At 46.5% G+C, this 23,592-nt stretch carries 20 protein-coding genes and 2 pseudogenes; 5 read left to right on the top strand and 17 right to left on the bottom strand.

Annotation, left to right across the window (positions count from 1 at the left end; genetic code table 11):
• Positions 1-34: 34 nt before the first annotated feature.
• The 9 genes from Q0380_RS09410 to exbB form a co-directional block, all read right to left on the bottom strand.
• On the bottom strand, positions 35-523 hold the full coding sequence (locus Q0380_RS09410) for an HIT domain-containing protein (RefSeq protein ID WP_298963043.1): 489 nt from the start codon (positions 521-523) through the stop codon (positions 35-37).
• Between the two features lie 901 nt (positions 524-1,424).
• Positions 1,425-2,219: an indole-3-glycerol phosphate synthase TrpC gene (gene trpC, locus Q0380_RS09405; protein ID WP_298963041.1), complete on the bottom strand. Its 795-nt coding sequence runs from the start codon at positions 2,217-2,219 to the stop codon at positions 1,425-1,427.
• Between the two features lie 2 nt (positions 2,220-2,221).
• Positions 2,222-4,066: a hypothetical protein gene (locus Q0380_RS09400; RefSeq protein ID WP_298963039.1), complete on the bottom strand. Its 1,845-nt coding sequence runs from the start codon at positions 4,064-4,066 to the stop codon at positions 2,222-2,224.
• Positions 4,045-4,404, bottom strand: coding sequence for a YkgJ family cysteine cluster protein (locus Q0380_RS09395; protein WP_298963037.1), 360 nt, complete (start codon positions 4,402-4,404; stop codon positions 4,045-4,047). Before Q0380_RS09395 ends, Q0380_RS09400 begins: the two co-directional genes overlap by 22 nt.
• The gene (locus tag Q0380_RS09390; protein WP_298963035.1) at positions 4,397-5,638 is read right to left on the bottom strand and encodes a methyltransferase; all 1,242 of its coding nucleotides are present in this window, start codon (positions 5,636-5,638) and stop codon (positions 4,397-4,399) included. Before Q0380_RS09390 ends, Q0380_RS09395 begins: the two co-directional genes overlap by 8 nt.
• A complete protein-coding gene (locus tag Q0380_RS09385) occupies positions 5,635-6,582 on the bottom strand; it encodes an NAD(P)-binding domain-containing protein (RefSeq protein WP_298963033.1) in 948 nt (315 codons plus the stop codon). The genes Q0380_RS09390 and Q0380_RS09385 overlap by 4 nt, the downstream gene beginning before the upstream one ends.
• 331 nt (positions 6,583-6,913) lie before the next feature.
• Positions 6,914-7,762 carry an energy transducer TonB gene (locus tag Q0380_RS09380; protein WP_298963030.1) on the bottom strand — a complete coding sequence of 283 codons (849 nt, stop codon included), beginning with the start codon at positions 7,760-7,762 and terminating at the stop codon, positions 6,914-6,916.
• Positions 7,759-8,142, bottom strand: a complete 384-nt coding sequence (gene exbD / locus Q0380_RS09375) for a TonB system transport protein ExbD (protein WP_295151962.1) — start codon at positions 8,140-8,142, stop codon at positions 7,759-7,761. Before exbD ends, Q0380_RS09380 begins: the two co-directional genes overlap by 4 nt.
• Complete coding sequence (exbB, locus tag Q0380_RS09370; RefSeq protein ID WP_177389024.1) at positions 8,143-8,562, bottom strand: TonB-system energizer ExbB; 420 nt, start codon at positions 8,560-8,562, stop codon at positions 8,143-8,145.
• 282 nt (positions 8,563-8,844) lie between these two features.
• Here exbB and Q0380_RS09365 point away from each other — a divergent pair, with 282 nt between their 5' ends.
• From Q0380_RS09365 to tsaD, 4 genes are all read left to right on the top strand, one after another.
• A complete protein-coding gene (locus Q0380_RS09365; protein WP_298963028.1) occupies positions 8,845-9,159 on the top strand; it encodes a hypothetical protein in 315 nt (104 codons plus the stop codon).
• Positions 9,128-10,915 carry a TonB-dependent receptor gene (locus Q0380_RS09360; protein ID WP_298963026.1) on the top strand — a complete coding sequence of 596 codons (1,788 nt, stop codon included), beginning with the start codon at positions 9,128-9,130 and terminating at the stop codon, positions 10,913-10,915. Before Q0380_RS09365 ends, Q0380_RS09360 begins: the two co-directional genes overlap by 32 nt.
• A 362-nt stretch (positions 10,916-11,277) precedes the next feature.
• On the top strand, positions 11,278-12,672 hold the full coding sequence (creD, locus tag Q0380_RS09355) for a cell envelope integrity protein CreD (RefSeq protein ID WP_298963024.1): 1,395 nt from the start codon (positions 11,278-11,280) through the stop codon (positions 12,670-12,672).
• A gap of 351 nt (positions 12,673-13,023) precedes the next feature.
• Entirely contained in the window at positions 13,024-14,031 is a 1,008-nt protein-coding gene (tsaD, locus tag Q0380_RS09350) for a tRNA (adenosine(37)-N6)-threonylcarbamoyltransferase complex transferase subunit TsaD (RefSeq protein WP_298963022.1), read from the top strand.
• A gap of 271 nt (positions 14,032-14,302) precedes the next feature.
• Here tsaD and Q0380_RS09345 read toward each other — a convergent pair whose 3' ends face one another.
• The 3 genes and pseudogenes from Q0380_RS09345 to Q0380_RS09335 all read right to left on the bottom strand — a co-directional run.
• Entirely contained in the window at positions 14,303-14,785 is a 483-nt protein-coding gene (locus tag Q0380_RS09345) for a hypothetical protein (protein WP_298963020.1), read from the bottom strand.
• 322 nt (positions 14,786-15,107) lie between these two features.
• Positions 15,108-15,512, bottom strand: a pseudogene (locus Q0380_RS09340) (7-cyano-7-deazaguanine synthase); the annotation flags it as partial.
• A gap of 399 nt (positions 15,513-15,911) precedes the next feature.
• Positions 15,912-16,208 (bottom strand): annotated as a pseudogene (locus tag Q0380_RS09335) (7-cyano-7-deazaguanine synthase); the annotation flags it as partial.
• A gap of 54 nt (positions 16,209-16,262) precedes the next feature.
• Here Q0380_RS09335 and ybeY point away from each other — a divergent pair.
• Positions 16,263-16,892, top strand: coding sequence for an rRNA maturation RNase YbeY (gene ybeY / locus Q0380_RS09330; protein ID WP_298963018.1), 630 nt, complete (start codon positions 16,263-16,265; stop codon positions 16,890-16,892).
• A gap of 215 nt (positions 16,893-17,107) precedes the next feature.
• Here the strand turns inward: ybeY and Q0380_RS09325 are convergent, their stop codons facing one another.
• The 5 genes from Q0380_RS09325 to priA form a co-directional block, all read right to left on the bottom strand.
• Entirely contained in the window at positions 17,108-17,914 is an 807-nt protein-coding gene (locus tag Q0380_RS09325; protein WP_298963015.1) for a hypothetical protein, read from the bottom strand.
• A gap of 8 nt (positions 17,915-17,922) precedes the next feature.
• On the bottom strand, positions 17,923-18,570 hold the full coding sequence (locus Q0380_RS09320) for a hypothetical protein (RefSeq protein WP_298963012.1): 648 nt from the start codon (positions 18,568-18,570) through the stop codon (positions 17,923-17,925).
• Positions 18,571-19,301: 731 nt separating this feature from the next.
• A complete protein-coding gene (locus tag Q0380_RS09315; RefSeq protein WP_298963010.1) occupies positions 19,302-19,454 on the bottom strand; it encodes a hypothetical protein in 153 nt (50 codons plus the stop codon).
• Between the two features lie 280 nt (positions 19,455-19,734).
• Positions 19,735-20,658, bottom strand: a complete 924-nt coding sequence (locus Q0380_RS09310; protein WP_298963008.1) for a hypothetical protein — start codon at positions 20,656-20,658, stop codon at positions 19,735-19,737.
• 119 nt (positions 20,659-20,777) lie between these two features.
• On the bottom strand, positions 20,778-23,591 hold the full coding sequence (gene priA / locus Q0380_RS09305) for a primosomal protein N' (RefSeq protein WP_298963005.1): 2,814 nt from the start codon (positions 23,589-23,591) through the stop codon (positions 20,778-20,780).
• Position 23,592 lies beyond the last annotated feature (1 nt).

Raw genomic sequence — 23,592 nt, 5'->3', positions numbered from 1 at the left:
TTTACTGCAACTAAAATCATCTCAATCCTTCGTTTTAAAATTTGATTTCCGCATAAGCCGCTTTTAGCTTCTCAAAAAGCGGGGCGAACGAAACGCCGTTTACGCGGACGTTTGCGATCGTCGTGATGAAATTCGTATCGCGCTGCCACCGCGGTACGAGATGATAGTGTACGTGCTCGGCTATGCCCGCACCCGCAGCAGCGCCGAGGTTCATACCGATATTTACACCGTTTGCGCCCAGCGTGCGCTTTAAAATCCCCACTCCGGCGCGCACGTAGCGGCTCATCTCCGCCCACGCATCGTCGCTAAGGCACTCGATATTATCGACATGCTCGTATGGTATTACCATAAACGCGCCCGGGCTATATGGGTAGAGGTTCATCACCCCAAAGCAGTGCCGCGCGCGAAAAAGCACGCCGTTGCGATCGTCGAACGCCGCATCCGCCACCGCGTCGCAGAAGGGACAGCCGCTTCTTTTTTCGGTAAAATACTCGCTTCGCCAAGGGGCGCAAAGATAATCCATCTCTTTTCCTTTCCGAAATTCCAAAATTCTATGGAATTTTAAAATTTGCGTTTAGCAAAATTCTATGAAATTTGGAATTTAAAACTTCTAAATTTCATAAAATTTTAAATTTACGCGGTCTGCGCTTGCTCGCACGGCGCAAAGTTATGCGCGCTCTTTACGAATCTAGGGCTGCGCAAGGCGCTTCGGTGCGACATACGCTTCGCAGATCAAAGCGCACGGCGGGCGATATTAAATCCGCGGGCAGTTTGAATGCGCATTATAACAAAACTTTGACGCACTCACAGGCACGGTGCGCGATGCCAAACCTGCGCCGCAATCACCGTCGCGACACGCGATAAAATTTAACGCGGCGCGGGCACGGCGCAGTCGTAATACAGCCGAAGTTCAATCGCGGCGTATCGCAGCCCTGCTAAGCCCCTACGACGTCCGCTTTTGTGGTAGCTCGCTTTGCGCAGTTATCGCACGCGCAAGCTCCTCTGTGAGGCTTGATCGCGAGCTGTGATTAAATTTACGGCGCCATTTAATCGCCAATACTGAGCTTGAGAGCGCGCGCTAGACATACAAGGCATTACGGCAAACGCACAATCCTAAGCAGTCAAATTCCGCAAGCGCAAACCCGCCTGCGCGAAGCTATGCAAAGCGCAAATTTAAACCTCGCTCCGCAACCGCTCGCACGGCGCGCAATAACAAACTCACGATGCCAAAGCGCAGCGTGAATTCTCGCGCGATGTGCGATATTAAATTGCGGCGCGGCGCTAAATTTAAAGAGCCGTTAAATTTTAAAGTCAGCCGAATTTTACGAATTTTAAAATTTACTGCCTTAAAATTTCACTCCCTTCGCTAAATTTAACTTCTCGTTCCGATCCATTCTCGTGCGATCAAACAAACGGGTTTAAATTTAGCCGCCCGCGCCGAGCTTTATCTCGCGCAGTGCCGCGCCAACGTCATCTTGGCGCATAAAATGCTCGCCGATCAAAAACGCATCGACGCCCACCTTATGTAAGCTTAAAAGCTGCTCGTGCGAGTGCAGACCGCTTTCGGCGACGATGATCTTACCGTTTGGAATTAACGGGATCAGTCGCTCGCTCAGGCTCGTATCGACCTCGAAAGTCTCTAAATTTCGATGGTTGATGCCGATAATATCGGCGCCTGCAAAGACCACTTTTTTCAAATCGTCCTTATCGTGGATCTCGCACAGCGCCTCAAGTCCCAGCCTGCGGGCAAACTCAAGCAGTTCTCTTAGCTCCTTGCGCTCAAGCGCTTTGGCGATCAGCAGGATAAAATCCGCGCCATAAACCAGCGCTTCGAGGATCTGATAACGATCGACGATGAAATCCTTGCGCAAAATGGGTGTACGAGTGTAGCGGCGGATCTGTGGGATGAACTCCAAATCGCCTTTGAAATAATGCGGCTCGGTAAGCACCGAAAAGGCGCTCGCACCTGCATTTTCGTACTCCACGGCAAGGCTTAGCGGCTCAAAATCCTCGCGGATGATCCCCTTGCTCGGGCTTGCCTTTTTAATCTCGGCGATGATGCGTAGCGGATCCTTCTCATCGCTTCTAAGCGCGCTTATGACGTCGCGCGGTTCGTAGGGATTAGCGCTTAGCGAGCGGCCGAGCAGATCCTCGGGCAGTCTTTCTTTACGAAGCGCGAGATCCTCGCGAGTGCGCTTTAAAATTTCGTCTAAAATCATCGCTACTGCTTTGGTGTCTGGATTTTAGAGCCGGTGGGCTCTTTCGATGTAGAATTTTGCTCTGGCATAAAATCCTGCCTCGATACGGAATTTTGTCTTGACGAGGCAGAATTCTGCGCGGCGGAATTTATAGGCGTCGCAAAATTTTCAGAAGCCGCGGAATTTGGTGTCTGGTTTTGAATCGCGGAATTTGCAGACCCGGCAGAATTTTGCGAAGCGGAGTCTTTTGGCGTTAAATCACGCGTTGCAGCGGAGCTCGGACGTGCGGAATCTAACACAGAGCTTTCGGGCGCCGTAGATTTTATGGAATTAGGCGAAGGAGTTTTTATTGCCGGGCTTTGCGGCGCCTGATCTTTCGGCGCGGAGCCTTTTATCGTAGTGGGGTTTTGCGATATGGAATTCTGCGGCGCTACGCCTGTGCCTGCGGCGCACGCATCGATCGCCTCTAAATGTTCTTTGCCTTCGGGGGAATTAAAAAATTCTGCGTCTTTGATCTTAGCCATTTCATTTTTAGCCTTGTCGCATTCGCCAAGCTTGTAGTATCCCCAGGCAAGCGAGTCCAGATAATACGGCGAGTCGGGGTCTTTTTGTAGAGCGCGGCGGACGAGCTCGATGCCCTTGCGAACGTCCAAATCATGATCTATTAAGATGTAGCCGTAGTAATTTAGATGCACGGGGTCTTTAAGCTGCGGCGCGATATTTTCAAATTTCGCCACTACGCTAGATAGGGTCTTGGCGTCCACGTTTTTGCCCGCACTTTCATATTCGTAGATCGCCTCGATCGCCAAAAAGTCATAATTTTTGGTCTTCATAAACTCATCGCGCGCCATTTTAATTGCGGTTTTATAGTCTTTTTTATGCGCGTAGGCGTCGATTAGAAGCTCGCGCTTGTAGTCGTATTTCTTCAAAAGCTCGATTATTTTATCAAAGTCGTTTGAGTAGTAATAAATCGCTATCATATCGTCTAAGAATTTATTATCCCCTTTGGCTTCATACAGCGCTTCATCGATCTTAGCGACATCTAAATAGCGTTTATTCGCGCGATACACATCAGCTAGCAGCTCGCACGCCATACCCTGGGCGCAGCCGTAGATGCGCCTGTGCGTCTCGATGATGCGGATCGCTCCGTCCGAATCATCGAGTTTATTTAGCAGCACGTCGCATAATCTGATGAGATTTTCGTCGGTTTTGTCTAGCTCATAGGCTTTTTCGAAGTAGGTTTTGGCTAAAGTAAAATTCTCCATCGCATAATATGTCGCCGCTAAGATCGCGTAACTACGCGAAACGGGATCTACGGTAACTAGCTTAAGAGCAGCGGTATTGGCATTTAGATTATCTTTAATGCCTAAGTAGTAGCCGATCTTTACTCGCAGATACTCAGAGTCTGAGCTTAGGCTCTTTTCGCCGAGCTTTAAATAGCGCGCCGTATTTTTACGATCTTTGATCGCAAAAGCAGTCTTTAGCGCTTCTAGCAGATAAACGGACGAGCCCGTTTTATTGTATGCCTTTTCGTATAAAAACATCGATGCGACTGGATCTTTATGCAGTAGCTCCAAAGCTGTAAGCAAATCGAAATTTAGCTCGGCGTCCTCTTGCGCTCGCATCGCGTGATTTAGCTTTTCTTTGGTTATGCTTTTAGCGCTTACGCCGCGATTTATCAAGCTCTTTTTAATTGCATCTTTTGCACCGTTTTTTGTGCCAATGCTGGAATTCCGATCAGACGCCTTTTTATCCGTAACGGACTGCTTCGCCGCTGCAGCATTCGTCCCACTCTCCGCACTTAGATACTGCGGCGCTAAAATCATCGCCGCGATTAAAATTCCGCTTAAAACCTTACCCCGATACATTCTTCCTCCAATTCTTTAGTATGCGTTTTAAAATATTCCCAAAACGGGAAGCTACGGCACTGCTTCGGACGCAGCTCGTAAATCCCGCAGTTGCGTTGCGCTTCGTCAAAAAACACGCACGCTAAGCCGCCTTCAAAGGGTTTTTCTTTTACGCTAAATTTAGCGCCTATTTTTTGTAAATAAATTTCCTTAATCCTTGCAGGCGAAATTTTAAATTTTACCGCCAGCGCCGCAATCTCGCTCTCATCTATCCAGATATAGCCGCTCTCTCCCGTGCAGCACTTACCGCCGCAGCGCTCGCACGCGCTTGCATCAAAGCTAAAGCCGAACTCACTCATAATCCACGCTCGTTAGATTTGCGCTTTTATAGATCGCGTGGGCTTGTGCGGTGCGCCTTCCGTGCGCGCTAGCATAGATCGGAAGAACGATCTCACAGGGCGAGCGCGAGTTCTTACGAGCCTGCAAAAGCGCGAGCTTAGCGGGCTTTGAAATGTCAGGATAGACAAAACCAAGCCTCGTCAAATTTAGCCTAAACTCGCCCAAAAGCTCGCAAATTTTAGCTAGCTTGCCCGCCTCGTAGCAAAAAATAAGCGTACCGCCAGGCTTAAGATGAGCATTCGCAGATCGCACAAAATCCCGTAGGCTAAGGCTTGCTGCGCTCTTACTAAGCGCCATGTGAGGCTCTTTGCTAAGCGAAATACGCTCTCGATAAAAAGGCGGATTTGAGACGATAAAGTCAAAACGCTTCTTACTTTTAAACTCCGCAAAATCCGCGTGCAAAATCTCGGCAGGTAGATCGTTTTGCAAAGAATTCAGCCTTAAGATTTCTAAATTTCGCTCTTGAATTTCTAGCAAGCTTAAATTAATACTCTCAAAATCGCGTTTTAGTAAAAGCCCTAAAATTCCACATCCTGCGCCCACATCCAGCACGTCGCCGTATATCGCTCGCGGATTTAGCGCGCCTTTTAGGCTACGCTCATTGCAAGCAGCAAACCCTCCGTCACGCAAGCACTCCGCAGCAAAATCCTCGCGCGCCTTGACGTCTTCAAATTTGCTCGCGTAATTTTTATAGTACGTCTTTTGAGATTCTAAAGGCTGCGCGATTTGCTCGTCACAAAATTTAAAATTTTCACCGCTTGCGATATCAGGCTTTAAAGCATGCCAGGCTTCGTCGCTTTGAAAATCGGAATTTTTGCAGTGCTCGCTTTGAAATTTCGCCCAAAATGCCTCTTGAAATTCCTTTTTAAATTCCGCCTGGAATTCGGCACAGCTTTTACCTCCAAAATCACGATCATTCCTCGCGCTATGGTCAGCGGCATACGACTCTTCTTTGCTAAAAGCGCAATCCTTGGCGCAAAATTCCACCTCGTCGCCTGCGTAATCCGCGGCGCAAAACTGCGCATTAAAGCCTCCATCTGTCGCGTCTTTAAATTCCACGCCACAGCCCAGCGCCCAAGAGCCATTTTGCGATGCTGCGTCAGCTTTACGCACGCCTGAGCTTCTTATAAAATTCCACAAAAAAATCGTATCGCTAGTGTAGCGATAACCCTTTTTTGGCTGATAAAGCCTCATCTGCGGATATTTTTGATGATGGTATGAGCGTGATTTATCGCCACCACGATCGATCCACCACTTCTGCTGATGAGATCTCCACCGACGTAAAGCCCGCTAGTGGCGGTTTGAAGATTTTCATCCACGATCGGCACGCCGTTTTCATCGTAAGCGATGCCGCATTTTTTAAGAAAATCGATCGGGCTCGTGCCGCCGATCGCGTATATCACGCGGTCAAATACGAGCTCGGTGCCACTATCAAATTTTACCAGCACCTTGCCGTTTTCATTCTCAAGAGCCTCTATATCGATACCTAAGCGCAAGATGATGTTGCCGTATTTGGTCTCGCGCATTACGTCGCTTTCGTTCGTCTCGTTTAGGCGGGTAAATTTAGCCTTGCGATAGCAAAGCGTCACGACATTGGTCTTGCATAGCGCTATGGCGTATTCTGCAGCTGAGTTACCGCCTCCGACGACTAGAATTTTTTCATTAATCGTGCATTTATCTAGATTGAAATTTACGCGTTGCGTGATCGAAGGTGGAATTTTATAAGCGGGCTTATTAGGCTTGCCCATCCTGCCAATTGCGACGATGACGTTGCGCGCGCGGTATCCAGCCGAGCTAGTCGTGATATAAAACTCATCTGCGTGCTTTTTGATCTTTTCGACCTCACTTTTGAAATTCGTATCGATTTCGTCGCTATCTAAGAGCTCGTCAAAATAATTTAGCACGCTCTCTTTCGTGCCGGTTTCAAACGAAATAGAGCCGCGCGTCTCGCTATCAAAGCCCTTATATTCTTTATCGACGCGCTTTTTATCTTTGTAAAACTGCCTAATCGTTTGAGAGTGGTTGTCGCCTTTTTCAAGCAGAAGTACGTGCGCAAGCCCGTTTCTTTTGGCTTCTACTACGGAAGCGATGCCACAAGGACCGCCGCCGATCACCGCCAAGTCGTAAACGTCTATCATAAATTTCCTTTAATCTTTTAAATTTCATACGAAATTATAGTAAAAATTCCATTAAAATCAGTGGAATTTCCTAGCAATTTCGCAGCTTAAATTTAAAATTTTAACGCTTTAAGATGCTTGCTTGGCTAAATTTGAAAAGACATAATTTTCTCCGTTTAAATTTTAAATTCCAAGACGCCAATCCGTTTATAAAAGTTCATGCGGCAAAAGCGGCGAATTTAAAATTTTACTTCGCCAAGATGGAATTTTGCGAGCTAAGATAAAGCGGTAAGGGCGGTAAAATTTTAAAATTTCACCGCCCAGGCAGGGGTTTTTAGTAGAAACTTTAAGGCTAGTTAAAATTTAGCGTATATTTTATGCTAAAGTTAAATTCCATATCTTTCTCGACCTTTGGAAAGCTACCTTTTGTGCGCTCGACCGCGCTTAACGCGCCCTCATCAAGCGAATCTACATTCGAGGAAGACGTAACGCGAAGACCCTTAACATCGCCACTTGCCGTATAGGTAAAGTGCACGCCTACGACGCCGATTTTACGCATACGTTGCGCATTTTTAGGGTAGTGCGACTGCGCGTAGCGAGAAATGATGGTGAAAATTTTCTTGCCGACATCGCTATTGCTAGGATCTCCGCGGCTCGTGATGGCGTCGCTACCGCCGCCTGCGCTACTGGAGCCCCCGCCCCCGCCGCTACCCAGCGAAATAGGCTTTGTCGGGTCAAATTTTGCCGTTAAATTCCTATCGCTGCTTTGAACTTTATGCTCTTTTTTCGGCTTAGGTTTTTCGACCGGTTTTGGTTTTTCTACCGGCTTTGGCTTAGGCTTTTCGACCGGTTTTGGTTTTTCGACTACAGGCTCTGGTATAGGCTCCGGTTCAGGAATCGGCTCGGGCTCCGGTATTGGCTCTGGCTCAGGCGGAGTTGGTTCCGGTTCGGGCTCGGGCTCCGGCGGAATGGGCTCGGGCTCAGGATCCGGTTCGGACTGATCGGAAGGAGGCGGGATATTGGGTTCATCGGAGATATCGCCCTGCTTGGCATCATCCATTATGCTATCGATGGAAAAGGCTATCATATCGGGCATGCTAGGCGGCTTCGGTGCCGACGATAAAAGAGCAAAAACACCCACAGCGATGATGCAATGCAGCACCAAAGATACGATAAAACCTACTGCGCTATCTTTATTCATTGCTCTTTTTCGGTCACGATCGCAAATTTTTCATGGCCTGCCTTTTTTAGGACATCCATGATCGAAATGAAAGAGGAAAATTTCGAGTCTTTATCATTTTTCAACACGACAAGATCGTTTTTATCGAGCGCGGCAATTTTTTCCTCAAGCTCATCCTCGCTTATTGCGACATCGTCTAGATAAATTTTAGATTCGCTATCCACTTTGATGGTAACTTTTTTATCTTCTTGCGGATTTTGCGAGCTCGAAGACGAGGGCAGATTGACCTTGATATGACCCTGCGCGATAAAAGTCGAAACGCTAAGCACGATCGCTAGCAGCACCAGCATAATGTCGATGAACGGGACAATATTTAGCCCGTCTCGTCTAGGGATGCTCATTTATTTAACCTCATCGTAGCGGTTTAGAAGCACATCTACCTTGCGGACAAAGCCGTTGTAGATGATGAGCGTAGGCACGGCGACGACTAGGCCAGTAGCGGTAGCTTTAAGGGCAAGCGAAAGACCTTGCATGATAGCCTTGGTATCGATACCGCTTGCAGTACTCATATCAAAAAATGTGATCATAATGCCAATAACTGTGCCCAAAAGACCAATGTACGGGGCATTTGAATAAACGATATAAAGCGTCGTTAAATTTTTAGTCAGAGCCTCTTCATATAGCGCCTTGCTTTTGTAATCGCTCGCCTTAACCTTCGAATAAAAAAGCAGCCTTTCGATACTGAACCACACGACTAAAAAGCTCATAAATCCGAGGATCGCAAAGATAATGTAATCCACGTAATGCGCCAAAAATTCCATAATGCCCATAAATTCTCCTTAAGAATTTTAAAATTTTATAAATTTAGCAGATCCGTTTGCTAAAAAATGAGCGATTTTATCAAAAGTAGATTTAATTTTTACTAAAATTTTGATGAGCGATATTTAAATTATATTTTATCATTTAGCTTTATTTAATGATAACAAAGCATTCGGAGATAAAATTCTAATGATTTTAAAATGTCTTGATAATTAATATAAAATAAAGGATTAATTTTATATTATTTGCCGTTTTTTAATCTTATTATCATTTAGGAGTTTCGTATGAAAAAATTTCATCTGGCTTTGTCTTTGTGCACGGTTCTTTGCTTAAGCGCACAAGCAGACGAGAAATCAAGCGCTACGGACGCGTCCAAAAGCAAGGATTCAAATACGCAAAGCCTAGGCGTAATCGAAGTTACTAGTGATTCTAGCACGCCTAGCACCGTGGATGATGTAAAAATCAACACCCGCAATGCTACGCTCGTAAAAGACGTATTTCGCGACATCCCAGGCGTTTATGTGGGCGGCACCAACGGCATGAATCAAAAAAATTTATATGCGCGGTGTGAGCGATCGCGGTCTAAATATCACGATTGACGGCGCGAAGCAAAACGGCAATACCTTTCATCACAACGCCGATTTACTAATCGATCCGGATCTTATCAAAGCCGTAGAGGTCGATGTCGGCGCGCGCTCGGTCGTAAACGGCTCGGGTGCTTTGGGCGGCTCGGTAGCTTTTAAGACTGTGGATGCCAGCGACCTGCTAGAAGAGGGTCAAGATATCGGCGCGAAGCTCAAAGTGGGCTATACGAGCAATAACGAAGGCTATTCGCAAAGCGCGATGCTCTATGGTAGGGCGTTTGATAGCCTAGATATGCTTGCTGCATTCAAGCACTACGGATACGGCTTCGGCGAATCTGGCAACGGCAAACCTACTGGCGGCGATGGCAACGATATAAATTATTTATTAAAAGCGGGCTATAGCTTTTTGGATTTTCATAAAATTTCGCTATCTACCGAGCATATGCAGTATAAAGGTCTCTATCCGCTGCGACCGGAATTCGGCTCATGGTTAAACGGACAGCTGGATAACCGCAAATACGAGCGCGATACGCACACGATCAAATACACGTATAATCCAAGCGACCTGCTAGAACTCGACATCACTGGATACTATACAAAGCATCAACGCATCGGATCGACTTCGACGAACGTAAAATGGGGCGTCGAGACCAAAGGCGGCAAAATCGGCGCTAAAAGTAAATTTGAAACGGGCGATCTGGCTCATACGCTGCGTTACGGCTTTGATTACTATCGCTCCGAAAACTACGTTAAGCCCGGAAATTTGCGTCCGGAAAGGGTTGATAACTACAGCGTCTATTTAGAGGATGCTATGCGATACGGCGGGCTTACGGTAACTCCTGGCATCCGCTACGAAAGGCACGAGCTAAAGACTTATAACGGCAGAGGCGCTAATATCTCTAGCTACAAATATAAATTTGACGAAGTAAGCCCCGCCTTGGCGCTTGATTACGAGATCGGCGCAGGATTTGGGGCATTTGCGAGCTATGCGCGAGTATTTAGAGGACCTGACGTAATAGAGAGCATGATGGCTGCGGGCACTAGCCGTGGCAGACCGCTAAGCTGGATGGCTAACGAAAATTTAAAAGCCACTACGGGCAACGCCTACGAAATAGGCGGTCGCTACAAAAGCGAGCTAGGAGAGAACTCCTCGGTAAGCCTAACTGCGAAGTATTTTAGAACGGAGTATAAAAATCTCATCGTAGATAATAATGCTCGCGGCGGCGTTATCGGCTGCCCTGGAGGCGCGCAGGGCACCTTATGCAGGGCTAATGCAGGCGGCGCGGATATTGACGGCGTCGAGCTTTTCGCAAGATTGATATTAGATGATTTGAGCCTTGCTGCGGGTTACACCCACCAGCACGTAGAATATAAAGATCGCGTGCGCAGCGGCTCGGGCTATCTAAGCTCAAACATCATCGGCTACCGCGACTATGGCGATAAATACACCTTCAATGCCGAGTACGCAATCTCTGCGGCAGATCTACTGCTGGGCTATAACTTGCTCTTTTTCAACTCCAAAAACGTAGCCTCCGCAAATAGCGACGAAAAAACAAAAGTGCCTAGCTACGCAGTTCACGATCTATACGTCACCTACGCTCCAGATAGCGGACGATTTAAAGGGCTTGAGATCAACGCGGGCGTTTACAATCTCTTTGATAAAGCCTACGCATCGCACTCGCAGCGCAGCGCCGATTTCACCGGGGATTCAAACGTTATCGACTGGGAGCCTGGACGGAATTTCAAGCTAAGCGTGGCGTATAAATTTTAAAGCTTACGCGAGATGATCGCACGAAATTTTGCACGCTAAAGCGGCGAAATTTTAAAAATTCAAAGCCCTTGGAATTTTAAAATTCTAAGGGCTTTGGAAATTTGAAATTCCAAGGGTTTTGAATTTCAAGCCTTTAAATTCTACTAACAGAAATTTTCTCATAAAATTTTTGCGAATAGCAAAATTCTCATTCGCAATGAAATTCTAGCTTGCAGCGGAATTCCAAAAATTCAAAGCAATATCCGCAGCGCTTCACATCCAAAGTTCCTTTAGAATTTATAAGATTCCTCCCGCTTAAAGCGCCATCCGTTTACTCTTCATCGTTAAAATTCTGTTTTAAATTCTACTTAAAAGGAGAGCCTTTGTTAAATTCTACTAGAAACGCCATTCGCGGCGCGTTTTGGACGAAACCGTTCATAGTTTTAGTGCTGCTTTTGCTGCTGTTAATTCCGCTAAGCTTTATCGATAACCTCACCTACTCCCGCTCCGAAACCAAGCAGCTCGCGCAGGATTCGATCCTCACGCCGGTGGGTGGTGAGCTGCAAATCCAGGGCCTTGCGATCGTAGTGCCCTATGCAGAGATAATCGAAGCGATAGACAAAAGCAACAACGAGCTCGTAAAAAGGCGCGTAGAAAAAAATTTCATCATCGTACCAAAAAATTACTTCTTATCAGCGCAGATCGACCCCACCTATTTAAAGCGCGGGATTTTTCGCGTTCCGATATATAACGGCGACTTCGCGCTAAAAGCGGACTTTGAGGCGATAAACTATACCGAGCTCGGCGTCGATCCTGCGCGACTAAATTTCGACGAAGCCGTGCTAGTGCTCGGCGTAGGCAATCAAAAATCCTTCACCGCCTCCCCCGCTTTAAACCTAAACGGCAAGGAGCTTAAGCAATATCACGGAAACACCGAAGCTAAAATTTTCGATCGGAGTTTAATCTACAAGCTCCCCGCTTCCGCGCTGTCGTCTGATTTTAGCATCAGCGGCACGCTTAAAATCCAAGGCGGCGAGGCACTTCATCTAGCTCCGATCGCGCAAAATAGCCGTTTTGAGATTAGCTCTACTTGGGCATCGCCTAGCTTTGGCGGCGGCTTTATCGCCAAATCGCGCGAGGTAAGCGCTAGCGGTTTTAAAGCTTCGTGGGAAGTTACAGGCTTAGCCGCGGGCATTGCTCCTGCGTGGCTTGCAGATCAAGATGACCGCGTCGCTATGACGAACTGGCGCAGCAACGACGATAGAAACGACGCCGTAAGTATCGGCTTCATCGAGCCCGTGAACAACTACTCGCTGATTAAGCGCTGCACGGATTACGCGCTGTTATTCTTAGCGGTGCCGTTTTTAGCGATCTTTTTGTGCGAAGTATATACTCACGAGCGCATCCATCCGATCCAATACCTATTAATAGGGCTTGAGGACGTCGTTTTCTACCTGCTGGTGCTTTCGCTTTCCGAGCATATAGGCTTTGCGATCAGCTACGCTATCTCGGCGATCGCGGTAAGTGCGATAGTGTTTTTCTACGCAAGCGCGATTTTCAAAGGCGCGCGCTGGGGCATTTTCATCACCTGCGTTCAGCTCGTTTCATATGCGATCCTCTATGTCATCTTAAATTCCGAAGACTACGCCCTATTAATGGGAAGCTTGATGATATTCGCGGTGATTTCTCTCGTTATGTATTTTACTCGCAAGCTCGACTGGTACGACACCGCAATCCCAAGCGGCGAGAAAAAGCAGGAGCAAGAGCCCGAAATTTAGCCTTTAAATTTGCTGCTAAATTTAATCGCAATGGCCTTTGGAACTTTAAAATCCAAAGGCCATTTTAAATTTGCTCGCTAAATTTCAACTGCCAAAATTTCATCTATCTAAAATTTTACCTGCCGCGGCAGGCAAACCGCGGTGTGGGAGCAAGATGCGCGGCGACGCGTTTTAAATTTAATTCCGTTAGCGCACTGAGCCGAACGGCGCATTTTAAAATTTTCCCCGCGAGTACGAACATATTGCGACAAAGACAAAATTTAGAGCGCACCATTTTAAATTTTAAAATTTCATCTGCGCCGCAGAGCCGATTTTTGAGTATAATGAGCGAAAAAATTTTAAGGATTTTGTGTGATACTTGCTATTGAAAGCAGCTGCGACGACAGCTCGATCGCGGTGATGGACGAGCGTAGTTTCGAGCTGAAATTTTACGAAAAAATAAGCCAGGAGGCCGATCACGCCAGATACGGCGGCGTCGTGCCCGAGCTTGCCGCGAGACTGCATACTGAGGCGCTGCCGCGGATTTTGCAGCGCGCAAAGCCCTATTTTGGCGAGCTTAGCGCCGTCGCAGCGACCAATACCCCGGGGCTTAGCGTGAGCCTGATCGGCGGCGTAAATATGGCAAAAGCGCTCGCGCTCGCGCTAAATTTGCCGCTCATCGGCGTAAATCATCTCATAGGCCACGTCTACTCGCTGTTTTTAGGCCGCGAGGCGCGATTTCCGATGGGCGTTTTGCTCGTTAGCGGCGGGCATACGATGGTTTTGGATATCGACGCGGCGGGGGGTATCGAAATTTTAGCGACCACCGGCGACGACAGCTTCGGCGAGAGCTTCGATAAGGTCGCAAAGATGCTGGGGCTCGGCTATCCGGGCGGCGCGCTCATCGAGGAGCTCGCAAAAAGCGGCGAGCCGCGGTTTGAGCTGCCCGTGCCGCTGAAGGGCGACAGGCGGCTGGAGTATAGCTTTTCGGGGCTTAAAAACGCCGTGCGCGTGCAGATCGAAAAGCTAAAAGAAGCGGGTGAGCTGGATGAGCGGGCGATGCACGATCTGGCGCGCTGCTTTGAGGACGCGGCTTGCGCGCACATACTGGATAAGCTGGAGCGGATATTTGAGCTACGCCGCTTTGCGCGCTTCGGCGTCGTGGGCGGAGCGAGCGCAAACCTGCATCTGCGCGGACTTTTGACGGATTTGTGCGAGCGGGCGGGCTGCGAGATACTTTTCGCGCCGATGAAATTTTGCTCCGACAATGCCGCTATGATCGCGCGCGCGGCGATAGAAAAGCTGCGTAAAAAGGAGTTTACGGCACCCGCAGAGCTTGAGATTATCCCGCATCTAAATCTACGCTCGGCGTTTGAGTAAAATTTTAAAATTTACAAATAGTCTGCGTCTGCTAGCGGATTCTCACGCGCTGGATGTTTGAGTAAAATTTTATCTCGCGCTCGCTCACGGTTGGGTTTTGGATAAAATTCACTTTGATTTACACATCGCATTTCAGGCTCGCGCCACGTTTTGCTAAACTCCTTTCATTCTCGCACCGCCATCGGTACCGCTACCATTGCACGCCCTCGCTGCTTGCAATGTCTACTAAAATTTGATCGACTTTTTGTTAGCTTGTCGTTTTTACGTTTTCTTAATCGTGCAGAAAAGTTACGATTTCATGTTCTTTTGGTAAATTATCTCTACCTCTAATACCGCGATTACCGTATTCTGTTAGAGCTTCTTTTAAAATTTTATAAAGCTCATCTAACGAAATTCCGTCAATACTAGAATTTATATTTTCTAGCTTATATTTGATAAAAAACGGATTATCGACTAGCATTTTACTTGTGGTTTCGTCATAAATTCGCCTTATATCAAGCTCAATAACATTGCCCTTATAACATAAAATATAAATCTCCTCACCCGTAAATCCATCTCGCGGATCTGGTAAGTGCGGATCACACACAAAGATAAACCAAATATCCCTCTGCCTATCGATGACCCAATCAAGCTGCTCTATACGTTGATCGCCCAATGGAAGTTCACCAAAATTTGCTCTGGAGCTATTTACTATGTCAATAACGCCATATTTCTTAATATCCTCTTTAGAAATATATTCCGCAGCAAACGCCATTTCCTACTCCTTAAAATTTAATTCTAGGATTATACCGCGATATATTTATATCCACCTGCGCGCTAATAAATATAGCGTAGGGTTAAATTTATAATTGATTTTTGCTTTGAACCGTGCGCAACGCTCTCGTTAAAATTTTTAAAATTTCAAAGCGCGGTTTAAATTTACAGCCGCAGCTCGACGCGCGCAAAGCGCAGACCGTCGCCGTATGTTTGAAATCTCGCCACAAATCGTGCGGCACTACGTATTCAAAAACCCGCGCATATCAGGCGCTGATGACGCGCCGAGTCGCGCGGGCTCTGCAAATTTAACCGCGGCACGCCTAAGCTTCTATCGCGTAGGGGATTTTATCTTTCGCGCCGGCACCCGCAAAGCCTTTAAGTCGCAGCAGGCAGCTGTCGCAAAGCCCGCACGCAGCGTCCTCGCGCTCGTAGCAGCTCCACGTAAGCTCCAGCGGCACGCCGATCTCAAGCGCCAGCGAGACGATCTGCGCCTTGCTAAGGTGCACGAGCGGGGTTTTGATGCGCGGATGAAAGTCGCGGCTCGTACCCAGATCGAGCGCTCGTTCAAACGCGCCGATGAAGCTCGCGCTACAGTCGGGATAGCCGCTGCTGTCCTCCTGCACCACGCCGATGAAGATCGCGTCGCAGCGCTCCTTCTCGGCGAGCGCGGCGGCGATACTCAAAAACACGCCGTTGCGAAACGGCACGTAGGTGCTCGGCAGATCCGAAAACACGCTCTCATCGCTTAGCGGTGAAATTTTATCGCTTCGGCTTTGCGGTAAAATTTTACCCCCTGCGTGCTTCGATGAAATTTTATCGCCCTGCTGCGGCTCGACTCCGCTTTGAGGTGAAATTTCACCTTCTTGAACCAGAATTTTGCTGCCCTGCGATGAAATTTTGTCGTCGCGGGCTAAAATTTTGCTGCCTTGCGGCGAAGGCTCATCGCCCCCTAGTAAAATTTCGCTCTCTTGCGTTAAAATTTCACCGCTCTGCAAGCGGCTGTCTCGCGCCGAATCTGCACCGAGCGGAGCGTCCGCAGGGCTCGCCGAGAAATTTAACGCAGTAAAATTTTGCCCGCCAATCTCGGCATTAATAGAATTTGTCGCGATAGAATTTTGTCCGTCTAGGCGAGCATTCTTGGAATTTGCCGCGCTGCAAAGCTCCGCCGCGCCCTTCCTGATCGGCAATGCGCCGTCCGTAAGGGCGCTGCCGCCGATCTGCGCGATGAAGTGAGCGTCTAAAACGAACCTCTTTGCGACCCCCAAATCGTCGCAAATTTTACCGAAGCACTCGCGCTCCTTACCCATCGTGCGCTGATCGTAGTCAAAGTGCAGCGCCACGATCTCGTAACCTTCACGCTTCGCGATATAGGCGCAAGTCGCACTGTCCATGCCGCCGCTGATCACGCATAAAGCTCTCATTTTCGTCCTTTTTTTGCTAAAATTATACGAAAATTTTATAAAAGAGGGGTAAAAATGATACTTTGCGAGCAGCCCTATCCCGAAATTTTGGACGCAATCGCGGCGGAGCTGGGCGGCGGGAGCGTCGAGCTAATTTTCGTGCGCGGCGAGGAGATGCGACAGCTAAACGCGCAAACGCGCGGCATCGATAAGACGACCGACGTGCTGAGCTTCCCGCTCGATCCTGCGGCGTTTGCGGGCTTCGGCAAGGATTTGAGCGAAGAGAGCTCCGCGCATGAAAACAGCGGCGATAAAATTCTAAACGCTGCGAATTCCTCTAGTGAAAATACAAGCGCCGCGAATTCTGCGAGCGAAAATTCCAATACCATAAATTCCGAAAATTCCGAGGGCGAAAATCCTAACGATGAAAATTTAAAGAGTGAGAATTTTGGCGGCGAGAATTTCGCCCCCGTGCTGCTCGGCTCGGTCGTGATAAATTTAGACCTCGTAGAGCTGAAAGCCGCGCAGCTTGGGCACGGCAGGGATGACGAGAAGGCGCTACTTTTTACGCACGGTCTGCTGCACGTGCTAGGTTACGACCACGAGAGCGACGACGGGCAGATGCGCACCAAAGAGTGCGAGATCATCGAGAAATTCCGCCTTCCAAAAAGCCTGATCGTACGAACGGAGGGAGACGAGGAGTAAGCGCTGTATATCGAAAAGGGGCGAGCAAAAGCATGTGCGGCGACGCAAAATCCGAACAAAATTTTAAAAACGCAGATTGGGAAGCAAAAACTGCAAGCCCAAAACCGCAGCGATAAAAGGATCTTTTAGGGTAAATTCGCCATGATTTCCCAACCAAAATTTCGCATGCTCAAAATTTATCAATCGCAACTGGATGCATTTGTATGATTAACTACTTAATGGTAAATTTTTGTATTTAAATACAAATTTCTACAAACGGATGTTTGCGAAACTCCGTTCTTAAATTTACTAATTTTAATAGAAATCGCTTTAATGTTGCCTACTAAATTTATGGAATCGATAAAAAGCAGATAGTCTTCGTCTTTATATTTTATCGGTCCGAAATAAATAAGGGTGTCTCCTGCGATCTTGTTTCGATAATCCTCAAAATCTGCCCTGCTATGATATGAATCGTATGAGGGGTCTTTTATAATTTTACTGCACTCTTGCGGATCTAGAATATACATAAAATTTGCAAAAGACATCTCGTATTGCCGAAAATCTCTATACGTCATAATATACAAAAGCTTATTATCAAATTTATATAACGTAAATCCTCTCCCCGTAAAGCCGTCTCTAATCGTTGTATTCATATCCATATACCAGCAATCGCCCATATTTTTCTTTAAAACGGGGTTATTGTAATCCGTCGTATCAAAAACCAGAGGCTTGATTACGCTTATATTTTTCCATTTGAACAGATCATCGTAAAAGTCGTTGCAGAAGTCTCTTTCTTTTGATAAATGCTCTTCATATTCTTTTTTGAGCGTTGCATTTCTATCTATTTGCCAAAAGCTAACGGTTTTTCCGTTGAAAGTGGTTTCTCCTTCTACCATACCGGAAGGATTGCTTCTTACTACTTTCCTATCATTAGCTTTCCATAAAGCTATTTTTAAATCAAAAGGAATTTCCGTATCGCTTACATCGTTTGCATTCGCAAATAGTACGAATGCGATCATTAAGATGAAAATATGAACCCACATAACCGCTCCTATCGATAAAGCTTCGTGTTTAAATATGAATTACTACAAACAGGCATTTGCAAAATACCGTCTTTAAATTTCCTGATTGCGACGTTGAATAGTTGTCCGCTGTGCGTATTGTCAAAATCTATGAAAAGTAGATAGTCTATATCTTTATAACGTATCGGTTCGGCATAAAACAGACGTGGTTTATATATAATATTGCCCGGAATTTCTAAATTTACCCTGCTACGAGGATCTTTTATGATTTTACTACATTCTTGCGGATCTAAAATGTAAGCAAGATTTGCGAAATCATCCGTCTGATATATATAAGGAGTGGTTTTGTAAATCATAATATACAAAAGCTTATTATCAAATTTATACAATGTAAATCCGCGTCCGATAAAGCCGTCTCTAATCGTTTTATTCATATCCATATACCAGCAATCGCCCATATTTTTCTTTAAAATGGGGTCATTGTAATCCGTCGTATCAAAAACCAGAGGCTTGATTACGCTTATATTTTTCCATTTGAACAGATCATCGTAAAAGTCGTTGCAGAAGTCTCTTTCTTTTGATAAATGCTCTTCATACTCTTTTTTGAGCGTTGCATTATCTTCTATCGTAAAGAAATAAAAACTCTTGCCGTTAAAGGTAGTTGCACCCCGGATCATAGGTTCGTGAAGAGCTTTTCTTACAACTTTTTTATCTTGAATTTTCCATAAAATAGGTTCCAGTTGCCATGGCATCGATGGATGCTTTATATCATCCGCTTTTGCGAACTATACGGCAAACAAGATCGCTAAAATAAAACGAACTTGCATCCCTCACTCCTTAAATAGGCTTTTGAAGCCTTAAAAGCGTTTTTTGTTATCGGTTGTATAAGCTTATACAACATAATTACTTAATCAAAGTATAAAATACATTATCGTATCCGCACAAATATGAATTTATGCATATACCGCCGATCTATACGGCAGGCTTTCGATGTTTAAATTACCGATCACTTTTATTCACATTCATGAATATATGGATCTTTTAGGGTAAATTCGCCATGATCTCCCAACCAAAATGTCGCATACTCAAAATTATCAATCGCAAATGTCGCATGGTGCTCGCTGTATACCCTGCGCGATCTGCATTTTTTGCCTTTGTAATCATAATGATCTGATAGTTTTTTATAAAACTCGATGCTTTCGTTATCAAAGTCGTAGCCAAGCGCGATATCCTGATTTCGCCCGTCGTAAAAATGGATATAGTCAAAATCGAGGTTGTAATAAACCTTGCAATGACCATTTTCGCCGTTTATTATGGCATCGCTGCAATATTTTTCTAGTTTTAATTTCTCTTTTTCAAACTCATGCCGTAGCTTGGTTTGCTCAGACGGGTCTAAATTTTATGTTTTCTAAGTAAAAAATTCCTCTTCATAACGAAGCGCCTTTTGCAATAAAATAGTCGCATATTCGGCTCTTTTAGAATAAAAATATAGAAAATAGGATGCGTATAACATAAAGATGAAGCCCACAAAAATCATAAAATTTCTAAGTAGTTTTTTCAAATCGTCGCCTTTCTATATTCTATATCGGTGCAAATAGTTTTACCTCTTTCAAAAAAAAGCGATGACTTATTATATCCCGTTAAGATTAAATCGCATTTGCAATTTGATATTATATTTTGATTTTAATCTGATATAAGAACGACGGGATGTAAAATTTATCGTCGTATCATGTAAATTCCGCGGGCAAAATTAGATAAATAAAATTCGCTTAACTGCGCGCCTAGCCAAAACTCACGGAATCTATATTTGTTCCTGCGAACAAACCCTCAAACGCACCGATTTAGAATTTAAATTTCTTAAATTCTATCTTTTCATCGAAAACCGACATCGTGCGCCGCAGCTCGTCTATATCGACATTTAGCACGGCTAAGAAATACTCCCGTAGCTGCACGTATTCATCCTTGTTTGCCATCAAAATATTCATTATATCAACGTTGGCGTTTTCTTTATATAGCACGAGCTGATCGTGAATACCGAAAAATCCGAGGCTGCCATTATGTAGATGCATAAATATCTTAGAGCCGTAAAGCAGGGTAAGTACCATAGTAAAAATACAAACTATATTTCTAATATTGACACTCACGCTTTCGTCGTCTCCGCCAAACTTAAGCGCGAGTAAAACCCAAACGGCGATAACGATCTTAAGGGCTAACGGCATTTGCTGCCTCCAACTCCATCTACAATCGAAGCTAACCGCCATCGCACCGATCTTTTGTAGCTCAAAAAATTTCACAATTTCGCCCTTTTTATAATACGCGACGGCAGAGTTCGTCATCACGAAATATGCTTCGCCCTCGCGCCTAGCCGCCTCTATGAGCGGTAAGGGCACTAGGATAAACATCCGCAATACGCCTAGCTCTGGCTGACCCACCACGATGATGGCAAAAAACAAAAATATTAAAAATGCGCAGCACATCGCAGGGAATTGATATTTAACGTAATCGCGATAGAGATGATCTGTGATGATTAATGGGGCTCTGTCATAATCTATGATTATGGTATTATCCTTGCTCGAAAGGCTCGCGTTCTTGTAGGTATATGTTTCTGCGCTATCATCTGCAAACTCCGAGCCATCTAGTTTTAAATCCGGTTTTAAATTCAGATTGCAAGCATCGGGCTTGTCGCTATCTGTCTGCGATCCGCAAGACGCCTTCGCGTGCTTTCCGCGTAAGGCTTCTCTTAGCTCATCTAAATTATCGCTCAAATCGTCTCCTTAAATTTTACCCGAAATTTTGCCACTATTTTTTAGCCCGCTCCGCAAACAAACGCTGCAAAAAGGCGTCCGCGGCGGATAAAATTTCGCTCGAATTTTAAAAGCTCCGTCTAGCCGAAGTTTACGGGGTCCATATCGATCTCGACGGGCAGATGCTCAAGCGCGCGCGCAGCATTAATGAGCGGCACGTGCGAGTTAGCGCGCAGCAGAATTTCAAAGCGAAATTTCGACGCGATGTAGGCGATACCCGCCTTACCGTAGCCGATGATCTCAAAGCTCTCGCTCGCCTTCTCTTTCAAATACTGCGCGGAATTTTCGGCAAGATTTTCGGCCGCTAAATTTATAAAATTTTGCGCGATCTCGTTTCTTTCAGGCTTTAAATTCACGTTGTCCGCTTCCTCGTCGCAAGCTGAAATTTGCGCGGCATTTTTTAAATTTGAAGCGTTTTTTTGGGAGCTTAAATTTACATAACTCTCGCGCAAATCCGAGCCTTGAAATTTAAAATTTGACATCTGCTTACTGCCCTGCTGCGCAGAATTTTCTAAATTTAAAGCATCTAAACTTGCTCGCTTTGAGCCTGTATCCAATCTATCATGCGATGCAAACTCGCTACCTTCCGCCCGTTTGCGGCGTAAAAGCTCAAGCGCGACATTCATTATCTCGCTCGCTGCTTTTTCGTTTTTATGCGAGACCAGCACGCGCAAAAGCCGCATATACGGCGGATAAAGCCCCTCGCGAAACTCCGCCTCGTCGCGTAAAAAATCATCGTAGTTTTCGATATAATCCCTAAAAAAGCTGCTCTGGCGCGTCTGTATGACGACCCTGCCCTGCCCCGAGCGACCCGCGCGGCCCGCCACCTGCATCGCAAGCGCTAGCGTCTTTTCGCACGCCCTAAAATCGGGATAGCTCAGATGCTCGTCGATCCCCATTATCACCGCAAGATCGACGCCATGGTAATCGTGCCCCTTGCTAAGCATCTGCGTGCCTACCAGAATGTCGATTTTATGGGCGTTGAAGTTATTGAGCAGCGCCTCGAGTTTGCGCTGCGTGGTGATCTCGTCGCGATCAAATTTAGCGATGCGAGCGCTCGGGAAATGCGCCGCAAGCTGTGCGGCAAGCTCGCCGGTGCCGATCTTGCGTGCCTGCATCACTTCGCCGCCGCAGTTTTCGCAAGACGCCCTGTAAAACGTGCTAAAGCCGCAGTAATGGCACTTCAGCGCCGCAGCGTCCGCGTGATAGCTCATCCCGACGGCGCAAAACGGGCAGCGCACGATCTGCCCGCAGTTTTCGCAAACCATATATTTGTAGTTCGCGCGCGTCGGCAAAAACACGACAGCCTGCTTGCCGGCTTCGAGGCTGCGCCCGATCTCGGTTAAAATTTTGGGGCTCAGCCCCGTTTCGCTCTCGTCGAAAATGAAGCGCTTGGCGCTGCTAAAGTAGGTGCCGCGCAGGCGGAAGTGCGGCTGCTTCGCGTAGGTGCTAAGCGCGGGCGTCGCGGAGCCCAAAATCACGCGGATGCCAAGCTTCTTGCCGACGAAAATCGCGGCGTCGCGGGCATTTAGACGCGGCGCGGCGGCGGATTTGTAGCTGTCGTCGTGCTCCTCATCCACGACGATGAGACCCAGATCGCTAAAGGGCAAAAACAGCGCCGAGCGGGCACCTGCGATGAGCCTGATCTCGCCTGCGTTAAATTTCGCTAAAATTTCGCGCTTTTTCTTGGGCGAAATTTTGGAGTGCCAGACGCCGAGCCGCTCGCCGAAATAGCTCTGTAGCCGCTTCGTCATCTGCGGCGTTAGCGAAATCTCGGGCATCAAAAACAGCGCCTGCTTGCCCGCAGCGAGCGCCTGCGCGATTAGCGCGATATAAATTTCACTCTTGCCGCTGCCCGTATCGCCGAAAATCAGCGACGTCTCGTTGGCTTCGGCAAATTTACGCGCTTGCTCTTGCGCGGGGGTGAGGTTTGGAATTTTACCTATTTGAAGCGGGGTTAGCGGCTGCGAAATGGGGCTTTGCGCGGTAGCGTCTAAATTTTGAATTAGGACGGAATTTTGCGATGAAGTAAAATTTTGAATCGAAACGGAATTCTCCCCCTTGGCAAAATCTCGCTCTTGGATAGAATTTTGCATAGTGGCGGAATTTTGTTTGTGTGCCGAACTCGGCGCAGCAGCAAAATTTATAGCGGTCTTCATAGCGACGAAATTTTGAGCCAATGTAGAATTTTGGATCGAAACGGAATTTTGCTCATCGACAAAGTCCCTCTCTTGGATAGAATTCTGTGCGGTGATAGAATTTGATGCCGAATTTTGTGAGGTAGGATTTGGTACCTGTTTTAAATTTTGCCTTTGCATGGAATTTGGCGCGATGGCGGAATTTATGACGGTAACAGAATTTTCTGAGATAGTAGAATTTCTCGTCAATGCAAAATTCTGGATTGAGGCTGAATTTTGTATGGCACTAAAGTTATCGTCGAGCGTAGAATTTTGTGTGGTGATGGAATCCTGCTCGGAAATAAAATTTTGTTCGCGGGTAGAAATTTGCTTGCAAGCGGAGGTTGGCTTAATAACGGAAATTTGCTTGCAAGCGCAATTCCGCTCGGTCGTAGGATCCTCCTGCAAATTCCGCAAATCCTGCGCCGTATCGCTCGCAGGCTCGAAAATCCCAAATGCAACGCTCTTTTCGCAGACATAGTAGTACGCGATAAAATTTGCAAGTGCGATCTGAAATGAGGTAAATTTAAGCTGCGAAATCTCTAAAATTTCCTTGGTTTTGAAGGTCGGTTTTGCAACCTCGCACAGAATCACGGCGGATTTGACGCTCGATTTTACAGGAACGGATACGATTCGATAAGCTGGAATTTTAAAATTTGAACTATAAGTAAGCGGCTTTAGGCTGGCACCCAAAACCGCAACTTCATAATAGAGCATT

Origin of the sequence: uncultured Campylobacter sp., from assembly GCF_937959485.1 — a bacterium.
In the GTDB taxonomy this organism is placed as follows: Bacteria; Campylobacterota; Campylobacteria; order Campylobacterales; family Campylobacteraceae; genus Campylobacter_B.
The sequence above is the reverse complement of the archived record's forward strand: the minus strand, read 5'-3'. Positions and strand labels throughout refer to the sequence as shown.